Genomic DNA, 16037 nt, shown 5'->3' on the forward strand with positions numbered 1-16037 from the left:
CTGGGCCCGCTACCAGGTGGCAGAAAGGCATGGACCGTGGCATCCACGGTCGTCACCGAGAAGCGACCCGGCTACGGACAGCTCCTCCGCACCCCCGGTGCTCTCTCCTTCCTGCTGCCGGGCTTCGCCGCCCGCCAGCCGTTCGCGATGCTCACCATCGGCATCGTCCTGCTCGTCCAGCACACCACCGGCTCCTACGGCAGCGCCGGCGCCGTCGCCGCCGTCACCGGTGTCTCCATGGCGCTGTTCGCCCCGCAGAGCGGCAAGCTCGCCGACCGCTTCGGCCAGCGGGCCGTCCTCGTCCCCGGTGTGCTGATTCACACCGCCTCGGTCTCCCTCCTCGTCGCGCTGGCGCTCTCCGGCGCCCCGCTGTGGGCCCTGTTCCTCGCCGCCGTCCCCTCCGGCGCCTCGGTGCCGCAGGTCGGCCCGATGGTCCGGGCCCGGTGGGCGGCGAAGCTGGACAACACCCCGCTGATGCCGACCGCCGCCGCCTTCGAGTCGGTCACCGACGAGTTCACCTTCGTCGTCGGCCCGGTCCTCGCGACCGCGCTGTGCACCGGCATCCACCCGGCCGCCGGCCTGATCACCGAGGCCGCGCTCACCCTGCTCGGCGGCCTCTTCTTCGCCGCCCAGCGCGGCACCCAGCCCGCCTACGGTCTGGCCGCCGCGGCCGGCCACGCCGACGGCGAGCCGCACCGCTCGGCCCTGTCCATCCCCGGCGTCCGGGTCCTGATCGTCGCCTTCCTCGGCATCGGCTCGGTCTTCGGCGGCATGCAGGTCTCGCTCACCGCCTTCTCCGAGGAGATCGGCAACCCCGGCGCCAACGGCCTGCTGTACGGCATCTTCGCCGCCGGCAACATGCTCGCCGGCATCGCCATGGGCGCCGTCGCCTGGAAGATCGGCCCGTGCCGCCGGCTGATCCTCGGCTACGCCGGTCTCACCGTCGCCGCCTCCCTCCTGTGGTCCGCCCACTCCGTCCTGCTGCTCGGCGCCCTCGGCCTGGTCGTGGGTCTGTGCATCGCCCCGGCCCTGATCACCGGCTACACGATCGTCGAGACCCTGGTCCCGGCGACCTCCCGCACCGAGGCCTTCACCTGGCTGACCGGCGCCGTGGCGCTTGGCCAGGCCGCGGCCGTCACCGTCGCCGGCCGGCTGGCCGACGCCCACGGCGCGAGCACCGGATTCCTGGTGCCGATGGCCGGCACCCTGCTGGCTCTGATCACGCTGGTGGCCCTCCGCTCGCGGCTCTCGCCCCAGGCGACGAGCCGGGTCGCGGCACGTGGTATCGGTCACCGAGTTCCCGTGCCGGTGGACTGAACCCGCGGAATACGTCACTATGGATCGTCGTTAGCACTCGATGAGTGTGAGTGCCAGGAGGAAGACAAGTGCCGACCTACCAGTACCAGTGCACCGAGTGCGGCGAGGGCCTCGAGGCGGTGCAGAAGTTCACGGATGACGCCCTGACCGAGTGCCCGAACTGCAAGGGACGCCTGAAGAAGGTGTTCTCCGCGGTCGGCATCGTGTTCAAGGGTTCCGGCTTCTACCGCAACGACAGCCGCGGCTCGTCGTCCAGCAGCACGCCGGCCTCGTCGAAGTCCTCCTCGGCCTCGACCTCCTCTTCGTCGTCGACGACGTCTTCCTCGTCCTCCTCGGACGCGAAGCCCGCGTCGTCCTCCAGCACGTCGAGCTCTTCGAGCTCCACGTCGGCGGCCTGACCTCCGCACCTCCCGTTCTTCCCGGTGCCCCGTCGCTCCCGCGACGGGGCACCGGCGTTTTTCGGACGTCCTCCGGCGGCGGGCCCGCCACCCCTCGGACCCCCTGGGCTGCCGGCCCGGCCGGGTGGCTAGGGTGACGGCCATGGCGACCCACAGGACTGATCGGACGGCCGACCGGACGGCGGGCGGGACGCCCGGACCGGCGGCGGACTCGTTCGCGGACATCGGCGTGATCGGCGGCTCCGGGTTCTACTCCTTCCTGGACGATGTGACCGAGGTGTCGGTCGACACCCCGTACGGCAGCCCCAGCGACTCCCTCTTCCTCGGCGAGGTCGCCGGCCGTCGGGTTGCCTTCCTCCCCCGGCACGGCCGCGACCACCGGCTGCCGCCGCACCGGATCAACTACCGCGCCAACCTCTGGGCCCTGCGCTCGGTGGGCGTGCGCCAGGTCCTCGGGCCGTGCGCGGTCGGCGGGCTGCGCGAGGAGTACGGCCCCGGCACCCTCGTCGTGCCCGACCAATTGGTCGACCGGACGAAGACCCGCGCGCAGAGCTACTTCGACGGTGAACCCCTGCCCGAGGCCTGGGGCGGCGCCGTGCCCCGCGTGGTTCACGTGACCTTCGCCGACCCCTACTGCCCCGACGGGCGGCGGGTGGCCCTGAAGGCCGCCCGGGGGCGGAGCTGGGAACCGGTCGACGGCGGCACGATGGTCGTCGTCGAGGGCCCCCGCTTCTCCACGCGCGCCGAGTCGCGCTGGCACGCGGCCGCGGGCTGGTCGGTCGTCGGCATGACCGGCCATCCCGAGGCCGTCCTCGCCCGGGAACTGGGACTCTGCTACACCTCCCTCGCACTGGTGACGGATCTGGACGCGGGTGCGGAGACCGGGGACGGGGTCTCGCACAACGAGGTCCTCCGCGTGTTCGGCGAGAACGTCGGCCGGCTGCGCGACGTGCTCTTCGACGCGGTCGGCGCGCTCCCCGCGACGGTCGACCGGGACTGCCTGTGCACGCGGGCCCACGAAGGGTGGGACCTGGGGATCGAACTGCCCTGAGCCTCGGGGCCGGGGGTCGGGCCGGGTGAGGGCCGGCCGCCCGCGAGGTCCGGACACGTTCCAGGTTCGCCGACCCCGCGCCACGTCGGCAATCGCTCGCGGGAGTGAGGAAGTTATCCACATACGCCCGGTTGTCCACAGGCCCGAGCGGGATCGCGGCGGGTGCGGGACGGTGGACCCGGTTCGCCGGAAGGTGGACCCCGCTCGCCGGACCGTCCGGTGAACGGCCGTGCCACGACAGGCGGTTGCGCGATGACCACGAACTCCTGCCTCACCCACACCCCGGCCTCGGTGCCCGCGCCGTGCGGGCTTCCCGCCTTCGATCCGCTGCGGGTGCGCGGCGCGCGGCTACGGCTGCGCCGGGCGCTGCGGCGCAGGCGGCGGGCCCCCGCCGCGGTGCTCGCGATGACCGCGGTCACCCTCGCGGCGGCCGGCGCCGCCGGGGCCGACGACCCGGCCCCGCAGCCCCCTCCACCGCCCGCCCGGGTGGCGCACCGGCCGGCCGCCGTGTCGCTCGTGTCCGCTCCGGTGCGGATCGCCGACGCGGCGACCGTGCGGCTGCTGCAGCCCGGTGACCGGGTCGACGTGATCGCCGCGCCCAACTCCGTGACGGGCGTGGCCGGAGAGGCCCGGGTGGTCGCCTCGGGCGCCCGAGTGGCCGAAGTGCCACAGCCGGGCGAGACTCGACCGGAGGGCGGGGCCCTGGTCGTCCTGTCCGTTCCACGGTCGACGGCGACGGCGCTCGCCGGGGCGGGCATGACGTCCCAACTGGCGGTGACACTGTGCTGATTCGCACGGATGGACTGTCAAGTCACCGTCCCGTGTGTACGGATTGGACGCCTTCGCGCCAGGCGCGGCGTAATGGCTCCGCACACTGCACACGCGAAGAAAGGCACCTTGGTGGCCGAGAAGAAGGAAAGCTTGCTGGGAGGCTTCAAGGCCTTCCTGATGCGCGGGAACGTGATCGACCTGGCGGTGGCGGTCGTCATCGGCGCCGCGTTCACCAACATCGTGAACTCGGTGGTCAAGGGCATCATCAACCCGATCGTGGGTGCCTTCGGCACGAAGGACCTGGAGGGCTACGCGTCCTGCATCAAGGACAGCTGCAAGATCGTGAACGGCGAGATGCAGGGCATCCAGATCCAGTGGGGCCTGGTGCTCAGTGCCGTCCTCAGCTTCGTGATCACGGCCGCCGTCGTCTACTTCCTGATGGTCCTGCCGATGGCCAAGATCCTCGCCAAGCGTGCCGCGCACGACAAGGCGAAGGAAGGCGTCCAGGAGACCCTGGAGGTCAGCGAGCTGGAGGTGCTCAAGGAGATCCGCGACCACCTGGTCGCCCAGCGCGGCCCGAGCTCGGGCTCGACGGCCGGTTCCAACACCTGAGGCGGGGCGCACCCCACCTCCTGACCGACCGTCGCGGTCGGTGTCAGAGGTGGTGCGGCGGCTTCTCGTCGAGGAAGCGCGCGAGGTCGGCGGCGCTGCCGCCGGCCGGAGGCCGCTCGCCCCACCCGCGGTCCGTGTCGTCCGCGGACTGCTGGTCCAGCGGATCGTCGAAGATCAGTGCCGGACGGGGTCGGGAATCGGAATCGTTGTCGGACTGCTTCGCTGCTCGCGGTCCGTGGGCGGGGGCGGTGCTCATGTTTTCAGGGTACGCCCGGAGCACCGCCCCGTACCCTCCCGATCCGGGGTCTGATCTGCGGGATTCCGCTCATCCGTCCCGCCATCGGTTCCCGCGCCGGCCGGTTCACCGGTCCTTCGGGTCGAGCAGCCAGAGGCCGAGGACGACGAGGAACGACAGGACCAGGAAGCCCGCGCCCCACCAGGCGGTCCCGGTGTCGCCGGACATCCACTCGTCGACCACGATGGTGAGCCCCCACAGCTGGCCGATGAGCACGGTCAGGGCCAGGGCGAGGCGGGCGGAGAGTTTGGAGGAGCGCTCGGGTTCCTGCTCGGTGCCGGCACCCGGGCCGGGTCCGGTGTGGCGGATACGGGGGTCCCCGTAGCCGCTGGTGGGGCGGATCTGCGGGTAGCGCTCGTGGACCGGGCGGTTGAGCCGCGGCTGGGCGCTGCCGGGGGTGTAGACGGGCCGGGGCGGCGGGGTCCCGGGAGCGGCGGCGGGGTCGCCGGGGGCGCCCGGGTCCTTGGGGAACGGGGTGTCGGTCATGTCCGTCGGCTCCCTTCGGCGGCGGGGCCGCCGGCGCCCGGGCAGCCGAGGCGTTCGGCGAGGCCGGGGCGTTCCCCGCCGAGCTGGCGGCACAGGCCCTCGCGGACGCTCTCTCCGGAGCGGGTGGTGCCCACGGCCCAGACGCTTCCGTCGGTCTCCTCGACCAGGAGCACCCTGGGCAGGCCGCGGGGCGGCGGGCCCGCGGTGACCTCGCCGGTGCGGGCGTCGAAGACGCCCTCGTGGCAGGGGCAGTACAGCTCGCCCTCGCTCCCCCGGTCGTTGCGCCAGAGCACCGCGCAGGCGAGGTGGGTGCAGACGGCGGAGTAGCCGGCGAGGGTGCCGTCGGCGAGGCGGATGGCGACGGCGCGGTCCTCCTCGTCGGGGTAGCGGAAGGCGATCGAGTCGCCGGGCAGGAGCTGGTCGGCGATCTTCTTCGGTTCGGGTGCGCCGTCGTCGCTGTCGCCGTGGCGGTGCAGGATGCCGGAGGCGACGCCGATGCCGCCGGCGGCCAGGCCGCCGGAGACGGTGGCGACGATCCGCAGGTAGTCGCGGCGGGTGGTGAGCGAGTCGGCGGCGATCCGGTCGTGGAGGGCCGCGTGGGCGGCGTCGGCGGGCCGGTTCGGGTCGTCCGGGTCGGTGGCCGCGCCGGCGCCGTTGTCCGGGGGTGGTTCGGTGAGGCTCATCGGACATCCACTCCGTTGACTTCGACGATGGGCAGACCGCCGGGGACCGGCCACTGGACTCGGTCGGCGGGGACGACCATCGCCACACCGGTGGAGATGGTGGTGGATCCGAAGGTGAAGGAGTCGGCGACCTCGACGCCGGGGCGTTCGGCGCGGAGTTCGTCGAGGGTTCCGTAGAAGAGGGCGCCGGTGGGGCAGACGGTGGCGCACATGGGGGCGAGGCCGTAGGCGGTGCGGTCGTAGCAGAGGTTGCACTTCATCTGCAGCTTCGCCTTGAGGTCGATCTTCGGGACGCCGAAGGGGCAGGCGTTGACGCAGTTGGCGCAGCCGATGCAGCGGGTGGTGTCGGCCTGCTGGACCACGCCGTCAGCGGTCACCAGGATCGCGTCGGCGGGGCAGACCTCGGCGCACGGGGCGACGGGGTCCTCGCAGTGCATGCAGACGGTGGGGAGGGAGGCTACGGAGTGGCCCTCGTCGGGGTAGTCGAGGTGGATCATCGACTTGCCTCGGTGGGAGTCGCATTCGCGGCAGGCGGAGACACAGGCCTGGCAGCCGATGCAGCGGCCGGGGTCGATGAAGATCGTGCGGCCCATCATGTGCGGCTCAGCTCCTCTCCGAGGTGCCACGGCCCTGCGGGGACGTGGGCGGCAGGGGGTCGTCGCGGGAGACCTGGGTCTCGGGGTAGGCGACGTGGCCGGGGGCGGTGGGCGGTGCGGGGACCTCGTCGATGCCTTCGGCGGCCTCGATGCGGGCGGCGCAGACCTTGTACTCGGGGATCTTCGACCGGGGGTCGAGGGCGTCGATGGTCAGCGCGTTGGCCGCGGTGGGTACGGGCCAGTGGTAGGGGACGAAGACGGTGTCGGGGCGGATGGCCTCGGTGACCAGGGCGGGGAAGACCTCGCTGCCGCGGCGGGTGACGACGCGGACCGGGTCGCCGTTGCGGAAGCCGTGGGAGGGGTGGACCTCGACCCAGGGGCGCGGGGTCTGTTCGACGAGGGCGCCCAGGCGGCGGGTCTGGTTGCCGGAGAGGAAGTGGGCGACGGTGCGTCCGGTGGTGAGCGAGAGGGGGTACTCCTCGCTGTACGGGTCCATGGGCGGGTGCCATTCGACGACCTGCATATGGATCTTGCCGTCGGCGTGGTAGGTCCGGCCGTCCTCGAAGAGGCGGGGGGTGCCGGGGTGGTCGGTGGAGGGGCAGGGCCAGGCGATGCCGCCGGTCTCCTCCAGCCGGTCGTAGGTGATGCCGTAGTAGTCGTTGACGGTGCCGGCCGAGGCGATGCGCAGTTCTTCGAAGACGGCTCGGGAGTCGGGGAAGGCGAACTTGGCGCCGGCGCCGAGGCGTTTGGCGAGTTCGCAGATGACCCAGGTATCGGTGCGGACGCCGGCCGGGGGTTCCTGGGCCTTGTTGTGCTTGACGACCCGGGCCTCGGCGTTGGCCATGACGCCGTCGTCCTCGGCCCAGACGGTGACGGGGAAGACGACGTGCGCGTTGGCGGCGGTCTCGGAGAGGAAGAAGTCGAATTGGGCGTGGAACTCGGTGGTGTCGTAGCCCTCCTTCACCGTGGCGTAGTTGGGGAGGGAGACGAAGGGGTTGTTGCAGATGCCGATGAGGCCGCGGATCTCGCGGCGCTGCATCTGCCAGACCATCTCCATCATGGAGGTGCCGGCAGGCGGGAGTTCGGACTCGGCGATGCCCCAGATCTCGCAGATCTGGCGGCGGTGCTCGGGGTCGGAGATGGAGCGCCCGCCGGGCAGCAGGTCGGACTTCTGGCCGTGCTCGCGGCCGCCCTGGCCGTTGCCCTGGCCGGTGATGGTGCCGTATCCGGCGCCGGGGCGGCCGATGTTCCCGGTGGCGACGCACAGGTTGATGATCGTCAGGCAGTTCTCGACGCCCTGGGAGTGGTGTTCGACGCCGCGGGCGTGCCAGGCCATGGCCTTGCCGGCGCCGGCGAACATCCGGGCGACCTGGACGATCTGTTCCGCGGGGACGCCGCAGATCTCGGCGGAGCGGGCGGGCGGGTATTCGGCGACGGTCTTCTTCACCTCCTCCCAGCCGGTGGTGTGGGCGGCGAGGTAGGCCTCGTCGGTGAGGCCCTCGGCGACGACGACGTGGAGGACGGCGTTGAAGAAGGCGGAGTCGGTGCCGGGCTTGAGCGCGACGTGGATGTCGGCGGTGCGGGCGATGGCGGTCTCGCGCGGGTCGACCACGATGAGGGTGGCGCCGCGGTCCCGGGCTCCCCAGAGGTACTGGGTCATCACGGGGAAGCATTCGCCGACGTTGGAGCCGGCGATGAGCAGGCAGTCGGTGAGCAGGATATCGGAGAAGGGGTTGCCGGCCCGGTCGATGCCGAAGGAGAGCTTGTTGGCTCCGGCGGCGGAGACCATGCACAGCCGCCCGTTGTAGTCGACGTGCCGGGTCTTCAGGGCGACCCGGGCGAACTTGCCGACGAGATAGGTCTTCTCCGAGAACAGGCTGGCGCCGCCGAGCAGGCCGAAGGCGTCGTTGCCGTACTCGGTCTGGATGCGGCGGATCTCAGCGACGGTGAAGTCGAGCGCCTCGTCCCAGCCGACCTCGCGGAAGGGTTCGTCGCGGTTGCGGCGCATGAGCGGGGCGGTGAGCCGGTCGGGGTGGTTAACCTGCTGATACGCGTTGATGCCCTTGGGGCAGAGCCGCATCCGGTTGATGTCGTGGTTGCGGGGTTCGACGCCGAAGACCTTGCCGTGGTGGTCGACGCGCAGATACATGCCGCACTGCACGCCGCAGAAGCAGCAGTGGGTGGGGACGAGGGTCTCGCCGTTCTGGTCGGCGTGCCAGCGGTCGGCGGGGATGCCACCGGCGTCGCGGAAGTTGCGGGTGCCGGGCGGGGCGACGGAGGGGTCAAGAGGCAGCGGGGAGGTCACTTGAAGCCCTTCTTGACGTGGGTGAGGTAGGCGGTGCCCCGCAGGACGCGCTTGCAGCGGGGGCAGTACTCGGCCCATTCGTCGAAGTCGAGCTTCAGATCGCGCATGGTGCCCTGGAGGTTCTCGACGTAGGGGGCGGTGTCGATGGGGCGGCCGCAGCGGCGGCAGCCGAGCAGGCCGTCGGCGCTCACCTCGCCGGGCACTCCGGCCGCGGCGGCGGCCCCGGTCACGGCCCCGGCCGTGGCGGCCGGCTCGCCCTTGCGGCGGGCGGTGTACTTGAACAGCTGCATGCCGACGGCGGCGGGCCGCTGCACGATGTGGAAGAACTTCCCGAAGGGGATGTAGATGAGGGTGAAGACCACCGACACCATGTGCAGGATCGCCAGGAACTCGTAGCCGCCGCCGTGCAGGAAGATCGAGGAGAAGGTGAGGAGCAGACCGGTGACGGAGATGACGATGAGGGCGATCAGCGGCACCAGGTCGTAGGCGAAGCGCTGGCCGGTGATGGCGCCGCGGTCCTTCATCCGCCGCCACAGGAAGTAGGAGGCGCCGGGGATGACGAGGACGGCGGCGATGTCCAGGCCGTGGAACATGAGCCAGCCGACGGCGTTCAGCGCGTCGAAGCCGAGGATCTTGAAGCCCCAGATCCGCATCTCGTAGCCGGGCCCCGAGCCCGTGGAGGAGGTGAAGGTGAACCAGCCCCAGGTCAGCGGGAAGGTGATGAGGGCGGCGAGGACGCAGCCCCAGAAGATCAGCTGGTGAGCCGCCCAGCGGGCGTGTGAGCGGGCGCCGAGGAACTTCTGGAAGCCGAGGTAGGTGGCGATCATCCGGGGCAGGGCGGTGGGCGCCCTGCGGAAGTTCCCGGCGGAGAAGAAGGCGCGCCAGCCCTGCTTGAACAGGCGCCGGGCGCCGGGGGCGGAGACCCACACGGTGTAGCGATAGGCGACGCCGAAGGCGAGGAAGACGGTGGCCACCGCGTACGGGAGAAGGGCCGAGTCGAAGTCGCGCAGCAGCCGGCTGCCGAGCACGATCGCGAGGATCAGCAGCACGGAGACGACGACCCCCGCGAGGGTCGCGCGGCGACGCACCTGGGCGGGGGTCTGCGGCGGCCGGTCGGCGACGACGGGCGGCGGCGCGGCGGGGGCCTGCGGTGGCTCGATCACGCGGCCACCCTAGGGCCGAACAGCCCCCTATGCCCGTTTTGCGCCGCTGGCGGGTGGGCGTGGTCCCTCAGACCGCGTACAGCCCGTGGGACCGGAATACCTCGCGGGCCGAGGCGATCTGGTCCGGGGTAGGGGACGGGGTGTGGTGGAGGGTGAACGGCTTGGCGAGTGCTCGCCATTTCGCTTCGCCGAGCTTGTGGAAGGGGAGGATGTCCACGCGGGAGACATTGCCGAGGCCGCCGGCGAAGGCGGCGACGCCCTCGATGTCGGCAGGGGCGTCGGTGAGCCCGGGGACGAGCACGAAGCGGACGTGGACCTCCTGGCCGAGGTCGGCGAGGCGGCGGGCGAAGTCCAGGGTCGGGCGGAGCGGCCGGCCGGTGACCTTCTTGTACGTGCCCGGGTCCCAGCACTTGATGTCGAGAAGCACCAGGTCGGTGTCGCGCAGCAGGGCGTCGGTGGCCCGGGCGCCGAGGAAGCCCGAGGTGTCGAGGGCGGTGTGCAGACCGAGCTCGTGCTTCATCCGGTGCAGCAGTTCGCCGGCGAAGACGGGCTGGAGCAGGGGCTCGCCGCCCGAGACGGTGGCCCCGCCGCCGGAGGCCGCGATGAAGCGGGTGTACTTGGCCGCTTCGGCGATGACGGCGTCGGCGGAGGTGCGCTTGCCGTTCCGCATCCGCCAGGTGTCGGGGTTGTGGCAGTAGAGGCAGGTGAGGGGGCAGCCGGAGAGGAAGGTGACGAAGCGGGTGCCGGGGCCGTCGACGCCGGTGGACAGGTCCCAGGAGTGCACCGACCCCACGGCGGGACGGTGGGTCGCCGCGGCGGCCGGGGTGACGGGGCGGGTCGGGATGTCCGAGCCGGGGAGTACGGCCATGGCAGGGCCTCCTGTCCGGGAGGAACGAGGTCGAAGGGATCGAGGAAGGGGGTGTGGGAGCGGGGAGCGGCCAGCGCGCTCGCCTCGGCCCGGCCCGGCCCGGCCGGGTGAGGGCTACAGGGAGCCGTGGAAGGTGCGGTTCAGGACGTCGAGTTGTTGTTCGGGGGTGAGGCGGACGAAGTTCACCGCGTAGCCGGAGACCCGGATGGTGAGCTGCGGGTGGTTCTCGGGGTGGGCCATGGCGTCGAGGAGGACGTCGCGGTTGAGGACGTTGACGTTCATGTGGAAGCCGTCGCTCGCCATGTAGCCGTCGAGGACGCCGGCGAGGTTCCGGATCCGTTCCTCGGGGGTGCGGCCCAGGCCGTCGGGGGTGACGGTGTTGGTCAGTGAGATGCCGTCCTCGGCGTCCTCGTACGGGAGCTTGGCGACCGACAGGGCCGAGGCGACGTAGCCGTGGGTGTCGCGGCCGTTCATCGGGTTGGCGCCCGGGGAGAACGGCTCGCCGGCGCGGCGCCCGTCGGGGGTGTTGCCGGTCTTCTTGCCGTAGACGACGTTGGAGGTGATGGTCAGGACGGACTGGGTGTGTTCGGCGTCGCGGTAGGTCGGGTGCTTGCGCACCTTCTTCATGAACTCCTCGACCAGCCATACCGCGATCTCGTCGGCGCGCTCGTCGTTGTTGCCGTACGCCGGGTACTCGCCCTCGATCTCGTAGTCGGTGGCCAGGCCGGTCTCGTCGCGCAGGACGGTGACCCGGGCGTACTTGACGGCGGCCAGCGAGTCGGCGGCGACCGAGAGGCCGGCGATGCCGCAGGCCATGGTGCGGCGCACGTCGCGGTCGTGGAGGGCCATCTCGACGCGCTCGTAGGCGTACTTGTCGTGCATGTAGTGGATGACGTTCAGCGCGTGGACGTACACGCTCGCCAGCCACTCCATCTGCTCGTCGAACTTGCGCATCACCTCGTCGTGGTCGAGGACGTCGGAGGTGATGGCGCCGGTGTCGGGGCCGACCTGGGCGCCGGAGCGCTCGTCGCGGCCGCCGTTGATCGCGTAGAGGAGGGTCTTGGCGAGGTTCACGCGGGCGCCGAAGAACTGCATCTGCTTGCCGACGGGCATCGCGGAGACGCAGCAGGCGATGGCGGTGTCGTCGCCGAAGCGGGGCCGCATCAGCTCGTCCGACTCGTACTGCACGGAGGAGGTGTCGATCGAAACCTTGGCGCAGAACTCCTTGAAGCCCTGGGGGAGCTGCGGCGACCAGAAGACGGTCATGTTCGGCTCGGGGGCCGGGCCGAGGTTGTAGAGGGTCTGCAGATAACGGAAGGAGGTGCGGGTGACCAGCGGACGGCCGTCCTCGCCCATGCCGGCGATGGACTCGGTGACCCAGGTCGGGTCGCCGGAGAACAGCTCGTCGTACTCGGGGGTGCGCAGGAAGCGGACGATGCGCAGCTTGATGATGAAGTCGTCGACCAGTTCCTGGGCCTGCTCCTCGGTGAGGAGGCCGGCTTCGATGTCGCGCTGCAGATAGACGTCGACGAAGGTGGAGGTGCGGCCCAGGGACATCGCGGCGCCGTTCTGCTCCTTCACGGCGGCGAGATAGGCGAAGTACAGCCACTGGATGGCTTCGCGGCCGGTGCGGGCGGGGCCGGAGATGTCGTGGCCGTAGGAGGCGGCCATCGTCTTCAGTTCGCCGAGGGCGCGGATCTGTTCCGCGAGCTCCTCGCGCAGTCGGATGGTCTCCTCCAGCGAACGGTTGCCGGTGGGGAGGGAGTCGAGTTCCTCCTTCTCCTCCTGCTTCACCTCGATCAGGCGGTCGATGCCGTAGAGGGCGACCCGGCGGTAGTCGCCGATGATGCGGCCGCGGCCGTAGGCGTCGGGGAGTCCGGTGACGATGCCGGCCTTGCGGGCGGCGCGGATCTCGGGGGTGTAGGCGTCGAAGACACCGGCGTTGTGGGTCTTGCGGTATTCGGTGAAGACCTTCTCGAGGTCGGCCGGGACCGGGTAGCCGTAGGTCTCCAGGGCGCCGGCGACCATGCGCCAGCCGCCGTAGGGCATGATCGCGCGCTTGAGCGGGGCGTCCGTCTGGAGGCCGACGATCAGGTCCTTGTCGCGGTCGATCCAGCCGGGGGCGTGGGCGGTGATGGTGGACGGGATGTCGTACGCGACGTCGTACACGCCCCTGGCGCGCTCTTCCGGGAACCGGTCCGTGATGGCCTGCCACACGGCGGTGGTCCGCTCGGTGGGGCCGGCGAGGAAGGAGTCGTCGCCCTCGTACGGGGTGTAGTTGTGCTGGATGAAGTCGCGGACGTCGACGGCGTCGCGCCAGAGGCCGCCCTTGAAGCCTTTCCAGGCGCCGTCGTTCGCCGTTGCCTCGGCTGTCTCAGCAGTTGTCTCAGCAGGGTTCGCAGTCACTGCCCGCACCGCCTTCCCGGTCTTCTCGATCTCTCGGAACCGCCTCTTCGCTTGCTTCCATTGCACTGCGCCCGACCGCCCGGAAGCGGTCGGCAATGGTCACCACTCGACGGCCGAAGGTCCCTGTCCGGGCATGGGAGAAGGCCCCGCCTCGGCAGGGCCTTTCCCGGCATCCGGCAGGGCCGGTCAGCTGGGGGCTTCGGCGCCCTTGCGGGCGTAGTACCACCAGGTCACGACGATGCAGCTCAGATAGAAGCCGACGAATCCCCACATCGCGCTGGTCACCGCGATCGAGCCGAAGAGGGCCGGGATGAAGAAGAAGCCGTAGGCCGCGATGGCCGAGGTGAAGCCGGTGACGGCGCCGGACTCCATCTCCGCCTGCTTCAGCGCCGCGGCGTATTCCGGGGTGCCTTCCGTCAGGCCCTTCAGATGGGTCCCGCGGAAGATCACCGGGATCTGGCGGAAGGTCGAGCCGTTGCCGATGCCCGAGAAGAAGAAGGCCGCGAGGAAGCAGAGGAAGAAGCCGAAGAAGGAGCCGCTGTCACCGCCCGAGGGAAGGAAGCCGATGACTCCGATGATGGCCGCCGCCATGCCCACGAAGGACAGGATCGTGACCCGCGCGCCGCCCCACTTGTCGGCGATCCAGCCGCCCGCCCACCGGGCGAGGGCGCCGACCGCCGGGCCCATCCAGGCGTAGGTGGCGACGGAGTAGTCCGGGAAGGTGGTCTTGATCAGCATCGGCAGGGCCGCGGCGAAGCCGATGAAGGAGCCGAAGGTACCGACGTACAGCCAGGTCATCAGCCAGTTGTGCTTGCGCCGGAAGATGACCTTCTGCCGGCTGAACGGGGTGGAGGCGACCTTCAGGTCGTTCTGGCCGAACCAGGCGACGGCGGCCAGGACCAGGACGACCGGGACCCAGACGAAGGCCGCGTTCTGCAGGTGGACCGGGGTGCCGTCGGCCTTGTGCTGGGCGGAGCCGATCGCGATCGTCGACCAGGTGATGACGATCGGGGTCAGCAGCTGGACCACGGAGACGCCCAGGTTGCCGAGGCCGCCGTTGATGCCGGTCGCGCTGCCCTTCTTCGCCTTCGGGAAGAAGAAGCCGATGTTGGCGAGGGAGGAGGCGAAGTTCGCGCCGCCGATGCCGCACAGCGCGGCGATGGCCACCATCACCCCGTAGGGGGTCGACGGGTCCTGGATCGCGATGCCCAGCCAGATCAGCGGCACCACCAGGACCACCGTGGACAGGGCGGTGAAGCGCCGCTGCCCGATCATCGGGCCGAGGAAGGTGTAGAGAATGCGGGCCGTGCCGCCGGTCAGGCCCGGGATGGCCGTCAGCCAGAACAGCTGGGAGGTGGAGAAGCCGAAGCCGACGTCCTTCAGATTGGTCGCGGTGACCGACCACACCTGCCAGACCACGAAGGCCACGAGCAGGGCCGGCACCGCGATCCACAGGTTGCGGTTCGCGACCTTGCGGCCGATGGACTTCCAGAAGAGCTCGTTCTCCGGCTCCCAGTCGGTGATCGGCCGGCCGGGCCCGTACTGCTCCGCGTCGTACGAGACGGGCGACGACCCGCCCGCCGTTCTGCTGTCCTGGACTACGGAACCCATGACACTTCCCTGAGCTTGCCCGAACTTCCCTGGTTTTCCCCGCACTTCGCAGCACGGGGGCGCACAGCGCCGCGAGGGGATCGCTGTGCCGCCCTTCCAGGCTCCGCCCGCGCCCCCGGGCGGTGTCAGTGCCGATCGTCGGCAGAGCGGATGGGCCTAGGTCCCGTCCGGGCAGGGCCGTAGGGACGTCCGGAACGGGCAGGGTGACCCCTGGGAATAACGGAGCCCGACCAGGTGTCGTGCTGTGCGCGGGTCGGGCACGCGTGCTGTTCTGTCGTCCATGACGCAACCTCTTCTTCCGCTCACCGCGCGCTCGCGTGACGAGGCGCACCGGGCGGCCACGCCCCTCGAGCTGTTCTTCGACCTGTGCTTCGTCGTGGCCGTCGCCCAGGCCGGGGCGGAGCTCGTGCACGCCGTCGCGGAGGGGCACGCCGGGACCGGGATCCTGAACTACGCGATGGTGTTCTGGGCCATCTGGTGGGCCTGGATGAACTTCACGTGGTTCGCCTCGGCGTACGACAACGACGACGTGCTCTACCGGGTGGTCACGCTGGTGCAGATCGCCGGCGTGCTGATCCTGGCGGCAGGGGTGTCACGGGCCTTCGAGGACCACGACTTCCTGGTCGTGTACATCGGGTACGTCGTGATGCGGCTCGCGCTCTCCTCGCAGTGGCTGCGCGCCGCGCACCACGCCACCGACCCGGGCGAGCGGACGATGTGCCGCCGCTACGCGGCCGGGGTGATGGCCTGCCAGGTGGGCTGGCTGGCGCTGCTCTTCGTGGCGGAGGACGTGCGGCCGTGGGTGTTCCTGGTGATGGCGCTGGCGGAGATGGCGGTGCCGGTGTACGCGGAGAAGGACGTCACCACGCAGTGGCACCCGCACCACATCGCCGAGCGCTACGGCCTGTTCACCATCATCGTGCTCGGCGAGACGATCGCGGCGGCGACGGTTGCCGTGAAGTCGGGCGTCACCGAGAACGACGCGCTCGGCGAGGTGCTGCCGATCGCTGCCGGCGGGCTGCTCATCGTCTTCGCCGCCTGGTGGATCTACTTCGTCGTGCCCGCCCACGACCGGCTGACCTCCAACCGGCAGAGCTTCCTCTGGGGCTACGGCCACTATCTGATCTTCGCCTCGGCCGCCGCGATCGGCGCGGGCATCGAGATCGCCGTCGAGCAGGCGGTCGGCAAGGCGCACATCACCACCCTCGCCGCCGCCTCCGCCGTGACCATCCCGACCGCGGTCTTCCTGATGAGCGTGTGGCTGCTGCACGCCCGCTACTTCAAGGTCGGGCTCGCTCAGCAGGCCGTGCTGCCGGTGGCGTCCCTGGCGATCCTGATGTGCTCCTTCGCCGGGCACTGGGCGGTGTTCGCGGCCGGTCTGGTGGCCGCCGCGACCGTGGCGGTGGGGGTGACCCTGACCGCCACCAACCCGGCCACCCGCCGCCCCCGCACCCCCTGACCTGACCGGACCGGAC

At 70.9% G+C, this 16037-nt stretch carries 15 protein-coding genes; 6 read left to right on the forward strand and 9 right to left on the reverse strand.

All coding sequences use genetic code 11. The features are described from left to right. Nucleotides 1-36: 36 nt before the first annotated feature. The 5 genes from KV205_RS22365 (at nt 37) to mscL (ending at nt 4149) form a co-directional block, all read left to right on the forward strand. Nucleotides 37-1317 carry an MFS transporter gene (locus KV205_RS22365; protein ID WP_265866325.1) on the forward strand — a complete coding sequence of 427 codons (1281 nt, stop codon included), beginning with the start codon at nt 37-39 and terminating at the stop codon, nt 1315-1317. A 68-nt stretch (nt 1318-1385) separates the two neighbouring features. Next, the gene (locus KV205_RS36330) at nt 1386-1715 is read left to right on the forward strand and encodes an FmdB family zinc ribbon protein (protein ID WP_265866326.1); all 330 of its coding nucleotides are present in this window, start codon (nt 1386-1388) and stop codon (nt 1713-1715) included. A gap of 142 nt (nt 1716-1857) precedes the next feature. After that, nucleotides 1858-2766, forward strand: a complete 909-nt coding sequence (locus KV205_RS22375; protein ID WP_265866327.1) for an S-methyl-5'-thioadenosine phosphorylase — start codon at nt 1858-1860, stop codon at nt 2764-2766. A 252-nt stretch (nt 2767-3018) separates the two neighbouring features. Further along, nucleotides 3019-3555, forward strand: coding sequence for a hypothetical protein (locus KV205_RS22380; protein WP_265866328.1), 537 nt, complete (start codon nt 3019-3021; stop codon nt 3553-3555). Nucleotides 3556-3627: 72 nt separating this feature from the next. Next, nucleotides 3628-4149: a large conductance mechanosensitive channel protein MscL gene (gene mscL / locus KV205_RS22385; protein ID WP_265866329.1), complete on the forward strand. Its 522-nt coding sequence runs from the start codon at nt 3628-3630 to the stop codon at nt 4147-4149. Between the two features lie 43 nt (nt 4150-4192). Here mscL and KV205_RS22390 read toward each other — a convergent pair whose 3' ends face one another. The 9 genes from KV205_RS22390 to KV205_RS22430 all read right to left on the reverse strand — a co-directional run bounded on the left by KV205_RS22390 (nt 4193) and on the right by KV205_RS22430 (nt 14562). Beyond that, nucleotides 4193-4405, reverse strand: coding sequence for a hypothetical protein (locus KV205_RS22390; RefSeq protein ID WP_265866330.1), 213 nt, complete (start codon nt 4403-4405; stop codon nt 4193-4195). Nucleotides 4406-4510: 105 nt separating this feature from the next. Then, a complete protein-coding gene (locus KV205_RS22395; protein WP_265866331.1) occupies nt 4511-4930 on the reverse strand; it encodes a hypothetical protein in 420 nt (139 codons plus the stop codon). Next, a complete protein-coding gene (locus KV205_RS22400; protein ID WP_265866332.1) occupies nt 4927-5613 on the reverse strand; it encodes a Rieske (2Fe-2S) protein in 687 nt (228 codons plus the stop codon). Before KV205_RS22400 ends, KV205_RS22395 begins: the two co-directional genes overlap by 4 nt. Continuing rightward, a complete protein-coding gene (locus tag KV205_RS22405) occupies nt 5610-6209 on the reverse strand; it encodes a 4Fe-4S dicluster domain-containing protein (RefSeq protein WP_265866333.1) in 600 nt (199 codons plus the stop codon). The genes KV205_RS22400 and KV205_RS22405 overlap by 4 nt, the downstream gene beginning before the upstream one ends. 7 nt (nt 6210-6216) lie before the next feature. After that, a complete protein-coding gene (locus tag KV205_RS22410; protein WP_265866334.1) occupies nt 6217-8514 on the reverse strand; it encodes a molybdopterin oxidoreductase family protein in 2298 nt (765 codons plus the stop codon). After that, entirely contained in the window at nt 8511-9677 is a 1167-nt protein-coding gene (locus KV205_RS22415) for an MFS transporter (protein ID WP_374214709.1), read from the reverse strand. Before KV205_RS22415 ends, KV205_RS22410 begins: the two co-directional genes overlap by 4 nt. Before the next feature lie 67 nt (nt 9678-9744). Next, nucleotides 9745-10545, reverse strand: a complete 801-nt coding sequence (gene pflA / locus KV205_RS22420; protein WP_265866335.1) for a pyruvate formate-lyase-activating protein — start codon at nt 10543-10545, stop codon at nt 9745-9747. Between the two features lie 114 nt (nt 10546-10659). Beyond that, nucleotides 10660-12951, reverse strand: a complete 2292-nt coding sequence (pflB, locus tag KV205_RS22425) for a formate C-acetyltransferase (RefSeq protein ID WP_265866336.1) — start codon at nt 12949-12951, stop codon at nt 10660-10662. Nucleotides 12952-13137: 186 nt separating this feature from the next. Then, the gene (locus KV205_RS22430; RefSeq protein ID WP_265866337.1) at nt 13138-14562 is read right to left on the reverse strand and encodes a NarK family nitrate/nitrite MFS transporter; all 1425 of its coding nucleotides are present in this window, start codon (nt 14560-14562) and stop codon (nt 13138-13140) included. A 280-nt stretch (nt 14563-14842) separates the two neighbouring features. On the opposite strand from KV205_RS22430, the gene KV205_RS22435 reads away from it, so the two are divergent. Then, nucleotides 14843-16021 carry a low temperature requirement protein A gene (locus KV205_RS22435; RefSeq protein WP_265866338.1) on the forward strand — a complete coding sequence of 393 codons (1179 nt, stop codon included), beginning with the start codon at nt 14843-14845 and terminating at the stop codon, nt 16019-16021. Nucleotides 16022-16037: the final 16 nt, after the last annotated feature.

Origin of the sequence: Streptomyces sp. SKN60 (assembly GCF_026236535.1) — a bacterium.
Lineage (GTDB): Bacteria > Actinomycetota > Actinomycetes > Streptomycetales > Streptomycetaceae > Streptomyces.